The sequence below is a fragment of the Pseudomonas sp. L13 genome (assembly GCF_009935965.1).
Taxonomy (GTDB): Bacteria; Pseudomonadota; Gammaproteobacteria; order Pseudomonadales; family Pseudomonadaceae; genus Aquipseudomonas; species Aquipseudomonas lactis.
The window spans coordinates 1-17,564 of record NZ_QODJ01000020.1 but is presented as its reverse complement, the minus strand read 5'-3'; the positions used below and the strand labels follow the sequence as shown (position 1 = coordinate 17,564).

Sequence of the window (17,564 nt, the reverse complement as noted above, 5' to 3'; positions counted from 1 at the left end):
GAGCACTTCCCATGAACATCCTTGTAGTCGAAGACGAACCCAAGGCCGGCAATTATCTGCTCAATGGCCTGCAGGAGCTGGGGCATTGCGTAAGCCTGGCCCGCGATGGCGTGGATGGTTTGCACCAGGCCCTGGAGACGCCGTTCGACGTGATCGTACTCGACGTGATGATGCCGAAAATGGATGGCTGGGAAGTGCTGCGCCGCCTGCGCAAAGAGGCCGATACCCCGGTGTTGTTCCTCACCGCCCGCGATGACATCGCCGACCGCATCAAAGGCCTTGAGCTGGGTGCCGATGACTACCTGATCAAGCCCTTTTCGTTCGCCGAACTGGTGGCGCGCCTGCGCACCCTCAACCGTCGTGGCCCGAGCCGGGATGAAGAACAACTGCACATCGCCGACCTGCACATTGACGTACTCAAACGTCGGGTCACCCGCGCCGGCACGCGCATTACTCTGACCAACAAAGAGTTCGCCCTGCTGCATCTGTTCGCCACGCACCAGGACCAGGTGCTGTCCCGCTCGCTGATTGCTTCGCGGGTGTGGGACATGAATTTCGACAGCGACACCAACGTGGTGGACGTCGCCGTGCGCCGCCTGCGCCTGAAAATCGACGACCCGTTCCAGCTCAAGCTGATCCACAGCGTGCGTGGCATTGGCTACCGCTTCGACACCCAGCCATGAGCCGCCAGCGCCCTTACTCCCTGACCCTGCGCCTGGCGCTGATCTTCGCCCTGCTCGCCTTCGCCCTGCTGGCAACCCTGGGCGTGGCGCTGTACCGGGAACTGGAGCGCGAACTGATCCGCCGCGATGACGCCGCGCTGATATCCCGAGTGGATCAATTGCGCAACCTGCTCAACGACAGCAATACCCTGGACCTGATCAAGACCAAGCCAGAGCTGTTCCAGAACATGCTGGGCAACCGCGAATCGGTGCTGAGCATCGCCGCGCCCGGCCAACAGCCACTGCTGCTGGTAAACCCGGGGAACATTGCGCTGCCGCAGATCCAGCCGCTGCCCAAGGATCACAAGCTCATGTTGAACGACGTGCAGCATTTGCCCGGCCTGAACGACATTCCCTTCTCGATGGTATCCGTGGCCATCGACTCCGGCGACCTGGGCAGCCTGCAAATCACCAGCGGCCGCCTGATGACCGAGCGCACCGCGGTGCTCGCCAGTTATCGTCTGAGCGTATACATCCTGGCGAGTATCGCCGCGATCATCCTGGCGCTGGTCGGTTACCTATTGGTCCATCGCGGCTTGCTACCCTTGCGCCGTCTGGCGAGGCATGCCCAAGGGATCGGCGTTAGCAACCTGGCCGAACGCCTCGACAGCCACGGCGCACCGAAAGAATTGCTGCCCATGATCGACTCGTTCAACACCATGCTTGAGCGCTTGGCCAAAGGCTTTGTACAACTGGGCCAAGTGTCCACCGACATGGCCCATGAACTGCGCACCCCGATCAACAACCTGCTCGGCGAAACCCAGGTGGCCCTGCAACAGCACCGCAACATCGAAAGCTACCAGCAACTGCTGGCCTCCAATGTCGAAGAGCTGGAGCGCCTGGCGCGGATGCTCGACAACATGCTGTTCCTGGCCCGCACCGACCCCGCCAGCGCACTGCGCCAACGCCAGGCGCTGGACGCGGCGGATGAAGTGGAACGTATCGCGGATTACTTCGAAGGGCTGGCCGGTGATGTGGACATGCGTATCACCGCCTTGGGCGAAGGGGTAATCTGGGCTGAACCGATGCTGCTGCGCCGCGCCTTGGCCAACCTGTGCGCCAACGCCATCAAATATGGCGCGCCGGGCTCGGCACTGAGTATCCAGGCAGTGCCGGATGGCGCGGGTATCAATGTGAGAGTCAGTAACCACGGCCAGACGATCCCGGCCGAGCACCTGCCACGGCTATTCGAACGTTTTTACCGGGTGGATGAATCCCGCGAGCGGTCATCCCAGTCCAACGGCCTGGGACTCTCGATAGTGGCGACCATCATGCAGTTGCATAACGGGCGGTACCGCGTGAGCAGTGAAGATGGCGTGACCTGTTTTGAGTTGTTTTTCCCTGGGCGTGAAGTTTGAGCGCCCTTCAACTTCGGTCAAGAGCGCCTGCCTTCAGCTTATCTGGCCACCGGGCAAGACACTATCCACTGGGTTTTGCCAAGCAGCCGAAGTAGCAACATGCAGCCCCTTTACAATCTTCGATAGCACCATCGATGGCTCACCCGATTCCGGCAAGCCGGGCACATGAATAAACCCACTGCGCACCCCAGTCCCCGCCAGCGCATGCTGCAAACGATAAAACACCTGGTTGCACACAAACGTCCCCGCCGTCTGCGACACCGAGGCCGCAATACCGGCCTCACGCACCGCCTTGACCATGGCCTTGATCGGCAACGTCGAGAAATACGCCGCCGGGCCGCCCTCCACCACGGCGGTATCAATCGGCTGCGCGCCCAGATTGTCGGGAATACGCGCATCGTTAACGTTGATCGCAACGCGCTCGATGGAAATATCACCGCGCCCAGGCCCCAAGCCCGTGGCGATGACCATTGCTGGCTGCAGTTCGTTGATCAACTGCAGCAAGCTCTCGGCAGCGGTGGCAAATGCGCAGGGCAAGCAACGCGCAACAATCTGCACGTCCTCGCTCAACGACACACCGTCCAACTGGCGCACAGCCTCCCAAGAGGGGTTCACCGCCGCCTTATCAAAGGGCTCGAAGCCCGTCAGCAATACACTTTGCACAGAGACCTCACATCAACAGGTAAAGCAGCACGATATTAACCACCAGCATCATCAACGCCGTGGGTATCTGGGCCTTGATCACTGCATTTTTGTCCGGCAGTTCCAGCAGCGCCGCCGGTACGATATTGAAGTTGGCCGCCATCGGCGTCATCAACGTACCGCAATAGCCAGAGAACATACCAATGGCCGCCATCACCGCAGGGTTGCCGCCGTAAATCCCCACCAGCACCGGCACGCCGACGCCACCGGTCATCACCGGAAAGGCCGCAAAACCATTGCCCATGATCACGGTAAACAACGCCATGCCCAGCACATAGACCATCACTGCCACCAACTTGTAGTCCAGGTTGATGTACGTGGTGGTAACGTGGGCAACCGCCGTGCCCACCCCGGCCTCATTGAACAGCAACCCGAGCATCGCCAGCATTTGCGGGAGCACCATGGCCCAACCCAGGGCTTCGGTCAGGCGACGGGATTCGCGCAACGCTTGCACCGGCGTATCACGGGTCAGCCAGCAAGCCAGGCCAAGGGCGATCAGGCAACCGATGCCGAGGGAAACGAAGGTGGTGTTCTTCGGGTCCAGCAGCGGTACACCGCCGATTTCGGTGTGTTTGAGCAACACCGAACCAATCACCGTGGTCAGCGGAATCGCCAACGCCGGGATGAATAATTTGTGGCCCAGGCGCCCGGCACTGGCGCGGGACGCCTTGTCGTGCAACTCGGCGTGCTGGCCACGACCTACGCCGCCCAAGCCCGCAATCAATGCCATCACCACAACCCCCACTCCGATGACCACCGAAGGCAGGCGCTCACCTATAAGGAACGGTACGGCGAACAACAACCAGAACAGCGCACTGGACCAGCGCTTGGGGTGGGAACGGTCGAGCAGGATCATGCCCGCGGTGATCAGCAACAGCACGCCCGCCAGCCAATACAGGTATTGAATGGAAATAATCATTGAGCAGCCTCCACCGGGGTGGTGGCCGAGCTCATTTCGCGGGTCAGGCGCCGGTCGAAACGATGCAACCGGATAGCGTGAATGATGAAGGCGCAGATCGCCGTCGGGATGCCCCACACCGCAATGTGCAGCGGCTCCACATCAATCCCCGAGCCGAGCAGGAAGGTGTGCATCAACGCAATCGCACCAAAGGCCACGAAGATATCCTCGCCAAAAAACAACCCGACATTGTCGGTAGCAGCGCACATGGCCAATACCTTGTGGCGCAGCTTGTCCGGCAGCTTGCCATAGCGTTTTTCCGCTGCGCCCTCGGCCATCGGCGCCAGCAGCGGCCGCACCATTTGCGGATGCCCACCCAGGCTGGTCAGCCCCATGGCCGCCGTGGACTCACGCACAAACAGGTAGATGATCAACAAGCGCCCGACCGTGGCGCGTTCGAAGCGGGCGATCCAGTTCTGCGCATGCAGGCGCAGGCCATGGCGCTCCAACAGGCCAATCACCGCCAGCGGCAATAAGAGAATCAGTTGCAAGGCACGGGTCTGAAGGAAGCCATCACCCATGGTGGCGAGAATTTTTTCCAGCGGGAACTGGGCGGCAAGCCCGGTGGCGATGGCGGCCGCGGTGACCACCAACAGCGGATTGAAGCGCAATACAAAGCCGACCACGATGACAAGTACGCCGATCAACGGCCATAAGTTCACAACAGTTTGCATGGCGGGGAGGTCCTTTAGTGCGCGCTGCGGCGCCATTACAGCAGGATGTGGGCAAAGGGCTCACAGCTTGAAAGTGGCGCGCAGTCGGCTCGGTTTTTTTATTGTTGACCTGGAAGGTCGAGCGTCAGTGGCGGCAACTTTGCTGCCTGGGGACGGGGGTGTCCAACAAGAAAAATTGTTGCTGCAAACCAATATTTTTTGTGGGGGATGGCACCGGGAGGTGCGGTGCCTGCAGGAAATTGAGCCCAGTTTTTTTGGACTCGTCGTGTGGATGACCTCGCTATGGCGTCGGAAGTGAAAATTCCTGATCAGCACCTATACTCGACGATGCAGCTGTGTGTACTTGCAGTTCATTCACGGCTTCACGCCGACAATGAGGGGTTCCCGCTATGTATGCCGGACAAATGAGTAATATGGCGACCACGCTTGGCGAGATACGCTGCCAACTGTTCGCCCAGGTAATTTGCCTGCTGGCGGTGGCGACGCTGTTCGCCTGATTGGACTTTCAAGCCCTGAAAGGACGCCGCCAGGCGTCTTGGCTTTGCTGTGCCCAAATTTCAGACAACAAAAAAGGGCTCACCTTTCGGTGAGCCCTTCTAGACCGCCCAGCAGAGCGGATTTTGTTTGGTAGGCGCGATTGGACTCGAACCAACGACCCCCACCATGTCAAGGTGGTGCTCTAACCAACTGAGCTACGTGCCTGCTGTGAGGCGGCATTCTACGGAATTCCGAAGGGGTGTCAACATCTTTTTTGCAGCTAACCCTATGAATATGCGAATTTTTTATTTGTACCGGGTCCACCCGTGATTTCCGGGTGGCTGGCAGGCAATTTTCAACTCAGGTAGGATCGGCGCACTCGTAAAAAATATAAAACAGAGGTTCCAGGATGGCGAACACCCCCTACCCCCAGTCGTATTACGCCGCTTCTGCGAATGCAGTTGCGCCCCGTCCTGTGTTGCAAGGTGAAGTCGAGACCGATGTGTGTGTGATCGGGGCTGGCTATACCGGGCTTTCCAGTGCGCTGTTTTTGTTGGAGAACGGCTTTCGCGTCACGGTGCTGGAAGCCGCCAAGGTCGGTTTTGGTGCTTCGGGCCGCAACGGTGGGCAGATCGTCAACAGTTACAGCCGCGATATCGATGTGATCGAGCGCAGTGTCGGGCCTCAGCAGGCGCAGTTGTTGGGGCAGATGGCGTTTGAAGGCGGCAGGATCATCCGTGAGCGCGTGGCCAAGTACCAGATCCAATGCGACTTGAAGGACGGCGGTGTGTTCGCTGCCCTCAACAGCAAGCACATGGGCCACCTGGAATCACAGAAGCGCCTGTGGGAGCGCTACGGCCATACGCAACTGGAGTTGTTGGACGAGCGCCGCATCCGCGAGGTGGTGGCCTGTGACAACTATGTGGGCGGCCTGCTGGACATGAGCGGCGGCCATATCCACCCGCTCAACCTGGCGCTCGGTGAAGCCGCGGCCGTGGAATCCTTGGGCGGCACGATCTACGAGCAATCAGCAGCGGTGCGCATTGAGCGCGGTGCCAATCCGGTGGTGCACACCGCTGAAGGCAGGGTCAGGGCCAAGTTCATTATCGTCGCGGGCAACGCTTACCTGGGCAACCTGGTGCCGGAGCTGGCGGCCAAGTCGATGCCGTGCGGCACCCAAGTGATCACCACGGCGCCACTGGGCGATGAACTGGCCAAGACGCTGTTGCCTCAGGATTACTGCGTCGAGGACTGCAACTACCTGCTCGACTACTACCGCCTCACCCGCGACAAGCGCCTGATCTTCGGCGGCGGCGTGGTGTATGGCGCGCGGGACCCGGCGAATATCGAAGCGATCATCCGGCCGAAAATGCTCAAGGCATTCCCACAGCTCAAGGACGTGAAGATCGACTACGCCTGGACCGGCAATTTCCTGCTGACCCTGTCGCGCTTACCGCAGGTTGGCCGCCTGGGTGACAACATCTATTACTCCCAGGGCTGTAGCGGCCATGGCGTGACCTACACGCACCTGGCGGGCAAAGTGCTGGCAGAGGCCTTGCGGGGTCAGGCTGAGCGTTTTGATGCGTTTGCGGGCTTGCCGCATTACCCCTTCCCGGGTGGGCAGATGTTGCGCACGCCGTTTGCGGCACTGGGGGCCTGGTACTACGGGCTGCGGGATAAATTCGGGATGTAACCACTGTAGGAGCGAGCTTGCTCGCGAAAAACTTCAACGATAACGCATTTATTCTGAATGAACGCGGCGGCTATGAGTTTTTCGCGAGCAAGCTCGCTCCTACAGGGCTGCGCTTCAGAGCTGGTCGCGGGCAATCCCGCTACGAATCCGTACGATATCGGCCAATACTGCCAGCGCGATTTCCCCCGGCGTCCTGCTGCCCAGGTTAAGCCCGATGGGTGCGTGTATCCGCGCCAATTCAGCCTCCCCTAACCCACCGATGCGGCGCAGTCGCTCAAAGCGCTTCTGCGAGGTTTGCAACGATCCCATCACGCCAATGTAGAACGCGTCGGTACGCACCGCTTCCATCATCGCCAGATCGTCGATACGCGGGTCATGGGTCAGCGCCACCACCGCCGTATCACGGTGACAGCCGCCGTCGGCAATAAACACCGACGGCAACTGGCGACGAATCTCCACGCCATTGAGCACCACGCCTTCAAGCACTTCATCGCGCGGGTCGCAAAGAATCACTTCGAATCCTAGGCCGACTGCAAACTCGGCACACGCCTGCGCCACGCTGGAGTACCCGGCCAGCAACAGACGCTGAGCCGCACCAACGCGGATGCGCACCCGCGCACTGTCACGCTCGATGCGCGCGCCCTGCTCGCGATCAGCGAACAGGCTGCGCGCCCCGCTGGCCAGGTCCACCTCGCGAATCAAACGGCGCTGCCCGAGCAGCGCCGACTCCATTTCACGCAGGTGCGCCTGCACCTCGCAGCCAGGCTCGAACGTCTCAACCAAGACATCGAGAATGCCGCCGCAGGGCAGGCTGACCCGCGAGCGCGGATCGTCCCCTGCGCCGTAGCGCACCACGTTGACCGCATCGAGAAACGCTCCTTCGGCGACGCGTTCGAGAAAGTCTTCCTCGACGCAACCACCCGACAACGATCCGACCCACTGCCCAGCGGCGTTCACCGCCAGCAGCGAACCCGGCGCACGCGGCGCCGAGCCGTAGGTGGCCAGTACCGTACAGAGCCAGATGCGTTGCCCGGCCAGCGACCACTCCAGCGCACGTCGTATCACCTGCAGATCCAGATGCTGCATGTCAGTGCGCCTTGTGCTCGATGGAAGGCGCCTCAGCCTGCAGCTTCTGCACGTCGCTCACCGCCAGCTCCGCCGATTGCCCGCCCCAGCCTTGGCGCAGGTAATTGACCAGGTCGGTGAGTTGCTGCGGGCTGAGTTTTCCAGCGAAGCCCGGCATCGGTTGCATGTGTTCGAACCCGGAGAACTTCTGCTCGCCGATCCCGTCCTCGATCACCCGCACCAGGTTGCGCGGATCCTCCAGCCGCAGCGTGGTGTTGCCGCGCATCGCCACCGCAATATGTGGCTTGCCTTCGCCACCCGCGGCATGGCAACCGGCACAGACGTTCAGGTATTCCTGGCGGCCGCGCTGAGCGCTCGGGCCGAGCTTGTCCACCGGCACTTCGACCAACGCCTTGGCTGCCGGCGGTTTATCGCCGAGCAGGAAGGTCGCCATCGCGGCCAGGTCCGCGTCGCTCAGGCCCTGGGTGCTGTTGTGGAACACCGGGAACATCTCGTTGAACATCGTGCCTTGGGCGCTCATGCCGTGCTTGAGGAAAGTGCTCAGGTCTTGCTCATTCCAGCCGCGCGCAGCCAGGTCCGTGGCGAGCAGGCTGGGCGCCAGATAGCCATTGAGGATGCCGCCGGTCAGGCGCTTGTCCAGCTCCATCGCGCCGGGCAGGCCGCGTGGCGTGTGGCATTCGCCGCAGTGGCCGAGCACTTCGACCATGTACTGGCCGCGCTTCCAGGCTTCGCTCTTGCCTTGGGCCGGCTCCAGTTTCAGCGCTTTGCCGTACAGCACGTTCCAGCCCATCAGGCCCAGGCGCACGTTGAACGGAAAGCTCAGGCTCGTCACCGGTGCTGCGCGCTCGATCGGTTCGATGGTCTTGAGGTACGCATGAATCGCGTCCGAGTCTTCACGCGGCATCAGGTGGTACGAGGTGTAGGGCATCGCCGGGTACAAGTACGCGCCGTCGCGACGCTTGCCTTCGGTCAACGCAGCGAAGAACTCGTCATCGGTGTACAAGCCGATGCCGTGTTCTTTGCTTGGCGTGATATTGGTGCCGTAGATGGTGCCAAACGGCGAGACAATCGGCAGGCCGCCCGCAAACGGCGCACCGCCCGGCGCAGTGTGGCACGCCATGCAGTCAGCGGCGCGGGCGAGATATTCGCCGCGCTTGGCCTGCTCATCAGCGTGGGCAAACAATACCGGCGCGGCCAGGCCAACCGCCAAGGCCAGGCGGGTCAGAAAAAGCTTCATGCTTAACCCTCCTTGACCAGGCCGAGATCGGTCAGCACGTTGCGGGTGGCGTTGTAATAGCGCACGTACCCGGTACAACGGCAGACGTGATGACCGAGGCTGTCCTCGATGACTTGTTCCAGCTTGCTGTGCACGGTCGGCTGGCGTTGCAGTTTCTCCACCAACACGGTGGCCGCATTGACGAAGCCCGGCGCGCAATAGCTGCACTGAAAGGCGAACTCATCCACGAAGCGCTGCTGGATCGGGTTGAGCTCAGTGACCTGGCCCGACTCATCGCGCTTGGCATGGGCTTCGATGGTGCGCACTTTTTTACCTTCAAAGTAATGCGCGCCAGTGATGCAGGTGCGCACCTCTTCGCTGGTGCCGTCCGGGTTATCGACGATCACCACGCAGGCGTGGCAAATGCCTTGGCCGCAGCCCAACCGCGAGCCGGTGAGGTTCTTGTACTCGTGCAGGTAGTCGATCATCGGCAGATCATCAGGGATGTCCACCGGGCCGACGGATTGACCATTGAGGGTCAGTTGAAGCGGACGGTTAGCCATTGAGGGCCTCCTTGATGCGGGCAGCCGTGATTGGCAGGTCGCGAACACGTTTACCGATGGCGTGCGCCACCGCATTACCAATGGCCCCGACAATCGGGATCATCACCACCTCAGCGATACCTTTGGACGGGTCGCTCGGCGACAACGCCGGCAGAATCTCCGAGGTCTGTTTCCACACAGCAACGTGACGCGCCATCGGCAGGCGGTAGCGGTTGAAGTTCCAGTCACCCTCCCCCGGCCCGCCTTCGTACAGCGGCATTTCTTCCATCAAGGCGTGACCGATGCCCATGGCCACACCGCCTTCAAGCTGGCCCTTGACCAACTCTTCAACCAGCACCCGCCCGCACTCGATCCACGAATGGTGATTGAGCACTTCGACCTGTGCCGAACCCTTGTTGACCTTCAACTCGACCAACGTGGCGACGGGGCTGTAGTAGGTCACCGCAGCGTTGTTCAACTGGGTGGCGGGATAGCTGATGTTTTGGCGATCGAGCAGGTGGAAACCGGCAGTGCTCATCAGCGCCTGCTTGGCTTTCGGTGCGCCGTCGCCGTACTTCACCGCCAGACCGTCGAGCGGCAGGCGCTCGCGCACGCCGTCGATGCTGTATTCGGCTTCGGCCCAGCTCCAGCGATTGAACCCGTGGACCGTGGCAGCAGTGACCAGGCCGCGCTCGTGCGCACGCTTGGCCAATTCTTCAAAGCTCAACGGCTGCATGCCGTTGGCGGTGAGTTTGCCGTCGACCCAATGCGCGTCTTCGCGGCGCACCACATAGGGGTTGGCCTGGCCGCCGAACGGGCCCTGGCGCCAGATCTCCAGCGCTGCAGGCCACAGGCCGTGGTTGAACAGCACACGCGCCGCTTCACGGGTGGCGTGGCTGAAGTAGTACGCCGAGTTGGTCGCCGAAGACGCCGAAGCGAGCTTACCCACCCAACGCGGGTTGCGCAGCAGGTTGTCCTGCTCGGCCTGGCTCATGGTGTAGGGGTTGCCGCCGGTGACCAGCTGCATTTCCTGCCACTCTGTTTCGCCGGTTTTTACTTCATGAGCCGGGCTGCCGAGGAAATCGGCGACCACCAGCGATTGCGAAGTGGACATACCGGTGCCAATTTCGATCCCGATGTGGCGCAGGCTGATGCGGCCGTCAGCGCTGAACTCGACACTGGCCATCGGCGCTTCGGAACCGGTGCCGAAGTCTTTCTGGCAGATGGCGAAACCAACGCCATACCAGTTATCCGGGTCTGCGGCTTCGCGTTGGTGCTTGATCGCGTCGCGGTTTTTCCACACGTCGTGCACAGCGGCCTTGTCGAGAATTTCGTGCAGACGCAACGCCCCCGCTGGGATCGCGCCCTGGGTGTTCTTCATGCCCGAACGCAGTGCGTTCTTGCGCCGCAGCTCAATGGCATCCACACCCAGGCGCCCGGCGATTTCGTCGACCATCATTTCGGTCGCCGCCATACTTTGCAAGGTGCCGTAGCCACGCATCGAACCGGCTTCAACGCCACGGGAGTGGTACGCGGTCACTTGCAGGTCGTTCTGCGGCATGTAGTAGATCGACTGCGCCGCCGTGGCGCCCACCGCAGCCACCGACGGGCTGTAGTTCATCCGGCCACCGCCGTCGACGCTCATGTCGGCAAGGAAGATTTTGAAGCTGTGGTCGTTTTTGTCGACCGCCAACTGATAGCGGATATCGAACGGGTGACGCTTGATGCCGCTCTGGAATTGCTCGTAACGGTCGTTGGCCAGGCGCACCGGCACACCGGCGCCGTACAACGCAGCGAGGGCAGCGTAGTAGACGAAAATGTTGTGGTCTTTGGAACCGTAACCCACGGTGTAACCCGGGTGCATGTTCAGATGGGCCAGGCCGAAGCGCGACGGCGAGATCATCTTGGCGGTCTCAGTCGCGACTTCCAATGGGCACTGGGTGGCCACCACAAAGTGCAGGGTCTTGGTCGCCGGATCGTACCAACCGTTGCCGTTGTCCGGCTCCATGGCGGCCGGTTCGATCGATGGGGTTTTGTAGCGCTCGTCAAACACCAGCCAGTTGTCCGGCGGCGTGCTGATCTGGCTCTTCATGCGCTCGGCGTAGAACAACCCGCGCTCGGTCAGGTTGCCGTGCAGGTTTGGCTGGGAATTCCACACCGGGCGACGGTTTTTCAGCATCGGGAACAGGATCGAATCCTTGAGGCTGGCGAATTCGTCTTCGTCGGCCGAGGTTGCACCACCCACGCGCACATAGCGGAAGCTGCCGTAGGGGTCGCCTTCGTAATACGGCACTTTGGCGCCGTAACGAATCGCCTTGTCATTGAACTTGAGCTTGTTCTTGGCCTGGCGGAAACGTTCGAAGTCGTTCCAGATCAGGATCGCCACCGGGTGACCGATGAACATCGGCACTTTGCCCTCAGGCAGCAACGGGTCCGGCGCATGTTCTTCCGGGAAGACGATACCGTCCTTGTCCAGGTCGGCAGCGGTGACAATACGGTCCGGCTGCAGATCGGCGCCAAGCCACGACAGGTCGTAGCCCGCGTAGATGTGGTCGGCCTTGATGGTTTTGAGCAACATGGCGTGGCCTTGCTGCTGGGGCCAGCCAGGCATGTCCTTGGAACGGATGTCGCGGGCAAACACCTTGCTGCCGCAGACTTTCGACAAGGCATCGTTACGCTGGCGCGCCTTGCCGTTATTGCCTAGCCACTTTTCAGACGGCACGGTCACGCTGTTTTCCATCAAGGCAGCCAGCGCCTGGGTGCTGAGCGGCGTGAGCGTGACACTCACACCCGCCACCAGCCCGCCCTGGAGGAACGAGCGCCGGGTTATTTCACGGTTGGACATGGATCATCCTCTGAGCGGTTATAAATCCGCCCTTATGGTTAAGTACACCGAATCTGGAGACTTGCAGAAGCCTTTCTCGACGAATCAAAAGGCCATGATGACAGTGCAAAGTTGACCGAAGGGTTAACTTTAAAGGTTTCTGCGCCTGCGGCAAATAACCACATTGAAATTTTTTGACACAAGAACGCAAAACGGCCGACAGAATCGAAATGATCTGTCGGCCGTTGCCGATAATGAGCGCTGGTGGTAGCGAAGAAGATGAGGTTTTTTTCAAACCCCAGACACAAAAAACCCCGGTCTTTCGACCAGGGTCTTTGCTATCGGATCAAGGTAGCCAATGGCTTTCCTTGTGCTTCAAGGCGTTCAGTGGGCCTTGAGGCAGATATGGCGCAGCGGACGGGACTCGAACCCGCGACCCCCGGCGTGACAGGCCGGTATTCTAACCGACTGAACTACCGCTGCGTATCGCTTGGCTGGCTGAGCATGAACCCTCAACCACCTTTAAACATCTGACCGATCAGCTCTGGCTGTTCAATCTCAAGCCCGACACATCGAACCTGGAAAATATGGCGCAGCGGACGGGACTCGAACCCGCGACCCCCGGCGTGACAGGCCGGTATTCTAACCGACTGAACTACCGCTGCGCGTCGGTGCAACCTTTAACGTTGCGTCTTGCCCTAAGGCAAAACTCTCAAGAAGTGGTGGGTGATGACGGGATCGAACCGCCGACCCTCTGCTTGTAAGGCAGATGCTCTCCCAGCTGAGCTAATCACCCTTTGCTTCGTTGAGGCCGCGAAATTTACGCAGGTAGCGGACCTAAGTCAATAGCCTGCTTGAAGTTTTTCTGAAAAAGACAAAAATGACTTCAAGACGGCTACCGGCCCTACTCGCTGTAAATCATCTTCTTGCTCATGCCGCCGTCCACCACGAACTCTTGCCCGGTGACGAACCCGGCTTGGCGTGACAGCAACCAGGCCACCATCGCCGCCACGTCCTCCACCGTTCCCACCCTGCCCGCCGGATGCTGGGCATGATCGGCATCGGTGAGCGGCTCTGCACGCCGTGCAGCCGGGTCACGCGCGTCGATCCAGCCAGGGCTGACTGCATTGACCCGCACTTCGGGCCCCAGGCTCATGGCCAGGGCGTGGGTCAGGGCCAACAACCCGCCTTTGCTGGCCGCATAGGCCTCGGTGTCGGGCTCGGATTGACGCGCCCGGGTCGAGGCCAGGTTGACGATGGCACCGCCATGGGCACGCAGGTAAGGCGCGCAGTGCTTGGCCAACAGCATCGGCCCACTGAGGTTGACCGCCAGCACCCGATTCCAGTACGCCAGGTCGAGGCTTTCCAGGGTGATATTGCGCGGGTCGGCCACCGCCGCGTTGCACACCAACGCATCCAGGCGCCCGAACTGCCCCAGCACCTCGGCAACGCCCTGGGCCACTTGCTTCTCGTCGGCCACGTCCATGGTGATAAACCAGGCATTGTCGCCCAGCACCTTGGACACCTTGGCACCGCGCTCGCGGTCCAGGTCGGTCAGCACCACCTGCCAGCCTTCACTGATCAGCCACGCGGCAATCCCGAGGCCAATGCCCCGCGCCGCGCCCGTCACCAACGCCACGCGCCCGTTACTGGCCGCTGCGGCCTCCATGGACCACTCGATCACAAGGCCGCCAGCCCGCGGGCCAGGTCTGCCTGCAAGTCAGCAACGTCTTCCAGGCCCACCGCAATGCGGATCAGGCTGTCACGGATGCCGGCCGCTTCACGCTCCTGCGGCGCCAGGCGCCCGTGGGAGGTGGTGCTCGGGTGGGTGATGGTGGTCTTGCTGTCACCCAGGTTGGCGGTAATGGAGATCAAGCGTGTCGCGTCGATGAAGCGCCAGGCGCCGTCTTTGCCGCCCCTTACTTCAAAACTCACCACCGCCCCGAAACCACGCTGCTGGCGCTGGGCCAAGGCGTGTTGCGGGTGGCTCTTGAGGCCGGCGTAATGCACCTTCTCGATACCGTCCTGCTGTTCCAGCCACTCGGCCAGGGCCTGGGCGTTGGCGCAATGGGCTTTCATGCGCAGGCTGAGGGTTTCCAGGCCTTTGAGGAAGATCCAGGCGTTGAACGGGCTCAGGGTCGGGCCGGCGGTGCGCAGGAAGCCCACCACTTCCTTCATCTGCTCGCTGCGACCGGCCACCACGCCGCCCATGCAACGGCCCTGGCCGTCGATGAACTTGGTTGCCGAGTGCACCACGATGTCCGCACCCAGCTTCAGCGGTTGCTGCAAGGCCGGGGTGCAGAAGCAGTTGTCCACCACCAGCATCGCGCCCTTGGCATGCGCGACTTCGGACAGCGCGGCGATATCCACCAGCTCAGCCAGCGGGTTGGACGGCGATTCGACGAACAACAGCTTGGTATTGGCCTTGATGGCCGCTTCCCAGCCAGACAGGTCCGCCAGGGGTACGTAATCGACCTCAATACCGAAACGCTTAAAATACTTCTCGAACAGGCTGATGGTCGAGCCGAACACGCTGCGCGATACCAGCACATGGTCGCCGGCGCTACACAGGCTCATCACCACCGCCAGGATGGCCGCCATGCCGGTGGCGGTCGCCACGGCCTGCTCGGCACCTTCCAGGGCCGCAATGCGCTCTTCGAACGCGCGTACGGTCGGGTTGGTGTAGCGCGAATACACGTTGCCCGGCACTTCGCCGGCAAAGCGCGCAGCGGCGTCGGCGGCAGTACGGAACACGTAGCTGGAGGTGAAGAACATCGGGTCGCCGTGCTCACCTTCCGGGGTACGGTGCTGGCCGGCACGCACAGCCAGGGTATCGAAAGCTACGCCATCGAGGTCGCTGTCCAACCGACCGGCATCCCATTCCTGACTCATGCTGCGACTCCTTATTCAATTCTTTATTTAAGATACAAAACCGGCCCCTCAGGGCCGGTGTTTACTCAGTTGTTATACAGGTCGATGATCGCGCTGACCGCCTGGGTCTTGATCTTGGACGAGTCGTTGCGCGCCTGTTCGATCTTGTTCAGGTAGGCCTCGTCGACATCGCCAGTCACGTATTTGCCGTCGAACACGGCGCAGTCGAACTGCTCGATCTTGATCTTGCCACCGCCAACCGCTTCGATCAGGTCCGGCAGGTCCTGGTAGATCAGCCAGTCGGCGCCGATCAGGTCGGCTACGTCCTGGGTCGAACGGTTATGGGCGATCAGCTCATGGGCGCTCGGCATGTCGATACCGTACACGTTCGGGTAACGCACCGCAGGCGCAGCGGAACAGAAGTACACGTTCTTCGCCCCGGCTTCGCGGGCCATCTGGATGATCTGCTTGCAGGTGGTGCCGCGCACGATGGAGTCATCCACCAGCATCACGTTCTTGCCGCGGAACTCCAACTCAATGGCGTTGAGCTTCTGGCGCACCGACTTCTTGCGCGCCGCCTGGCCGGGCATGATGAAGGTACGGCCGATGTAACGGTTCTTCACGAAGCCTTCGCGGAACTTGACGCCCAGATGGTTGGCCAGCTCCAGCGCAGCGGTACGGCTGGTGTCCGGGATCGGGATAACCACATCGATGTCGTGCTCTGGACGCTCGCGCAAAATCTTCTCGGCCAGCTTCTCGCCCATGCGCAGGCGCGCCTTGTAGACCGAGACGCCGTCGATGATCGAATCCGGACGCGCCAGGTAGACGTGTTCGAAGATGCATGGAGTGAGTTTCGGCGCTACGGCGCACTGACGGGTGTGCAGCTTGCCGTCTTCAGTGATGTAGACAGCCTCGCCCGGCGCCAGGTCGCGGATCAGGGTGAAGCCCAGCACGTCCAGGGACACGCTTTCGGAAGCGATCATGTACTCGACGCCTTCGTCGGTGTGACGCTGGCCGAACACGATCGGGCGAATGCCGTGGGGGTCGCGGAAACCGACGATGCCGTAACCGGTGATCATCGCCACCACCGCATAACCACCGACGCAACGGTTGTGCACGTCGATCACGGCGGCGAACACGTCTTCTTCGGTCGGCTGCAGCTTGCCGCGCTGGGCCAGCTCGTGGGCGAACACGTTGAGCAGCACTTCCGAATCGGAGCTGGTGTTGACGTGGCGCAGGTCAGATTCGTAGATCTCCTTGGCCAACTGCTCAACGTTGGTCAGGTTACCGTTGTGCGCCAGGGTAATGCCGTAAGGCGAGTTGACGTAGAACGGTTGAGCTTCTGCCGAGGTCGAGCTACCGGCAGTCGGGTAACGCACATGGCCAATGCCCATGTGCCCGACGAGGCGCTGCATGTGACGCTGATGGAACACGTCACGCACCAGGCCATTGTCCTTGCGCAGGAATAACCGGCCGTCGTGGCTGGTCACAATACCGGCAGCGTCCTGGCCGCGGTGCTGGAGGACGGTTAGCGCGTCATACAGCGCCTGATTGACGTTCGACTTACCGACGATACCGACGATGCCACACATGCGACGCAACCCCTACTTAATGAATCTTGACTGAACACAGCTTACTGAGGCGTTTGCGCCGGCAAGAGGTGTTCCTTGAACGGAAGATCAGCGGGTACGCTGATTCCGCTGGCCAGCCACTGACTGCTCCACCCCAATATGAGGTTCTTGGACCAGTCTGCAACCAATAGAAATTTTGGCACGAGTACCGACTCCTGCCACCACGAATCCTGCTGTACCGGCCCCAGGCTCAACAGCCCGACCGCCACGACCACCAGCAGCGCGCCACGCGCAGCCCCGAAGGCCATGCCGAGAAATCGATCGGTCCCGGAAAGGCCGGTGACACGTATCAACTCGCCAATAAGATAATTGACCATTGCCCCCACCAACAGCGTGGCGATGAACATGATGGCGCAGCCCGCGATGACGCGAGCCGAAGGTGTCTCTATGTACCCGGCTAGGTAGACCGACAGTGAACCACCGAACATCCAGGCTACGACTCCTGCGATGATCCAGGTCAGCAACGACAGTGCTTCTTTTACGAAGCCGCGGCTCAGACTGATCAAAGCGGAGATGGCGACGATTGCAACGATCGCCCAATCAACCCAAGTAAATGGCACAGTGCAGCCTACGTACGGATAAGGCGGCGCATTTTAGCAGAGCGCCGGGCTATCGGTAAGCGGTGATTGCGAGTGCTTTGCAAATCAATAGATTGTGATGGGCCGATCGTATTTCAACCCCGGCACAAACCAATGTGGGAGCTGGCTTGCCTGCGATGAGCATAGGTATCTACACAACTTCGTGGGCTGTAGCCGCCGACGGTAACCACGATGCGAAGCGAGCCGCTCTTGATCTGCTTTTGATCTTGAT

General features: G+C 61.0%; 14 protein-coding genes and 4 tRNA genes. 3 read left to right on the top strand and 15 right to left on the bottom strand.

What is annotated here, in order from left to right:
* Nucleotides 1–11 precede the first annotated feature (11 nt).
* Complete coding sequence (locus tag DK871_RS12275; RefSeq protein ID WP_003192516.1) at nucleotides 12–683, top strand: heavy metal response regulator transcription factor; 672 nt, start codon at nucleotides 12–14, stop codon at nucleotides 681–683.
* Complete coding sequence (locus DK871_RS12270) at nucleotides 680–2,080, top strand: heavy metal sensor histidine kinase (RefSeq protein ID WP_161905216.1); 1,401 nt, start codon at nucleotides 680–682, stop codon at nucleotides 2,078–2,080. The genes DK871_RS12275 and DK871_RS12270 overlap by 4 nt, the downstream gene beginning before the upstream one ends.
* Nucleotides 2,081–2,113: 33 nt before the next feature.
* Here the strand turns inward: DK871_RS12270 and pcp are convergent, their stop codons facing one another.
* From pcp to DK871_RS12250, 4 genes are all read right to left on the bottom strand, one after another.
* Entirely contained in the window at nucleotides 2,114–2,743 is a 630-nt protein-coding gene (pcp, locus tag DK871_RS12265; RefSeq protein ID WP_161905215.1) for a pyroglutamyl-peptidase I, read from the bottom strand.
* A gap of 7 nt (nucleotides 2,744–2,750) precedes the next feature.
* Complete coding sequence (locus DK871_RS12260; protein ID WP_056785791.1) at nucleotides 2,751–3,701, bottom strand: DUF979 domain-containing protein; 951 nt, start codon at nucleotides 3,699–3,701, stop codon at nucleotides 2,751–2,753.
* Nucleotides 3,698–4,414: a DUF969 domain-containing protein gene (locus DK871_RS12255; RefSeq protein ID WP_032896171.1), complete on the bottom strand. Its 717-nt coding sequence runs from the start codon at nucleotides 4,412–4,414 to the stop codon at nucleotides 3,698–3,700. The genes DK871_RS12260 and DK871_RS12255 overlap by 4 nt, the downstream gene beginning before the upstream one ends.
* Nucleotides 4,415–5,039: 625 nt before the next feature.
* Nucleotides 5,040–5,116: transfer RNA gene (locus DK871_RS12250), tRNA-Val, on the bottom strand.
* Between the two features lie 184 nt (nucleotides 5,117–5,300).
* Here DK871_RS12250 and DK871_RS12245 point away from each other — a divergent pair.
* Nucleotides 5,301–6,584: an FAD-binding oxidoreductase gene (locus DK871_RS12245; RefSeq protein WP_161905214.1), complete on the top strand. Its 1,284-nt coding sequence runs from the start codon at nucleotides 5,301–5,303 to the stop codon at nucleotides 6,582–6,584.
* 114 nt (nucleotides 6,585–6,698) lie between these two features.
* Here DK871_RS12245 and DK871_RS12240 read toward each other — a convergent pair whose 3' ends face one another.
* The 11 genes from DK871_RS12240 to DK871_RS12190 all read right to left on the bottom strand — a co-directional run bounded on the left by DK871_RS12240 (nucleotide 6,699) and on the right by DK871_RS12190 (nucleotide 17,314).
* On the bottom strand, nucleotides 6,699–7,670 hold the full coding sequence (locus DK871_RS12240) for an XdhC family protein (protein WP_161905213.1): 972 nt from the start codon (nucleotides 7,668–7,670) through the stop codon (nucleotides 6,699–6,701).
* A 1-nt stretch (nucleotide 7,671) separates the two neighbouring features.
* Entirely contained in the window at nucleotides 7,672–8,907 is a 1,236-nt protein-coding gene (locus DK871_RS12235) for a cytochrome c (protein ID WP_161905212.1), read from the bottom strand.
* Between the two features lie 2 nt (nucleotides 8,908–8,909).
* Entirely contained in the window at nucleotides 8,910–9,449 is a 540-nt protein-coding gene (locus tag DK871_RS12230) for a (2Fe-2S)-binding protein (RefSeq protein WP_161905211.1), read from the bottom strand.
* Nucleotides 9,442–12,273 carry a xanthine dehydrogenase family protein molybdopterin-binding subunit gene (locus tag DK871_RS12225; protein ID WP_161905210.1) on the bottom strand — a complete coding sequence of 944 codons (2,832 nt, stop codon included), beginning with the start codon at nucleotides 12,271–12,273 and terminating at the stop codon, nucleotides 9,442–9,444. Before DK871_RS12225 ends, DK871_RS12230 begins: the two co-directional genes overlap by 8 nt.
* Before the next feature lie 385 nt (nucleotides 12,274–12,658).
* A tRNA-Asp gene (locus DK871_RS12220) sits at nucleotides 12,659–12,735 on the bottom strand.
* Between the two features lie 105 nt (nucleotides 12,736–12,840).
* Nucleotides 12,841–12,917: transfer RNA gene (locus DK871_RS12215), tRNA-Asp, on the bottom strand.
* A 55-nt stretch (nucleotides 12,918–12,972) separates the two neighbouring features.
* Nucleotides 12,973–13,048: transfer RNA gene (locus DK871_RS12210), tRNA-Val, on the bottom strand.
* A gap of 108 nt (nucleotides 13,049–13,156) precedes the next feature.
* Complete coding sequence (locus DK871_RS12205; protein WP_003192533.1) at nucleotides 13,157–13,921, bottom strand: SDR family oxidoreductase; 765 nt, start codon at nucleotides 13,919–13,921, stop codon at nucleotides 13,157–13,159.
* Nucleotides 13,922–13,932: 11 nt separating this feature from the next.
* Nucleotides 13,933–15,144 (bottom strand): O-succinylhomoserine sulfhydrylase, encoded by a 1,212-nt coding sequence (locus tag DK871_RS12200; RefSeq protein ID WP_161905209.1) that lies wholly within the window; start codon nucleotides 15,142–15,144, stop codon nucleotides 13,933–13,935.
* Between the two features lie 65 nt (nucleotides 15,145–15,209).
* On the bottom strand, nucleotides 15,210–16,715 hold the full coding sequence (purF, locus tag DK871_RS12195; RefSeq protein WP_003192537.1) for an amidophosphoribosyltransferase: 1,506 nt from the start codon (nucleotides 16,713–16,715) through the stop codon (nucleotides 15,210–15,212).
* 41 nt (nucleotides 16,716–16,756) lie between these two features.
* The gene (locus DK871_RS12190; RefSeq protein ID WP_005789751.1) at nucleotides 16,757–17,314 is read right to left on the bottom strand and encodes a CvpA family protein; all 558 of its coding nucleotides are present in this window, start codon (nucleotides 17,312–17,314) and stop codon (nucleotides 16,757–16,759) included.
* Nucleotides 17,315–17,564: the final 250 nt, after the last annotated feature.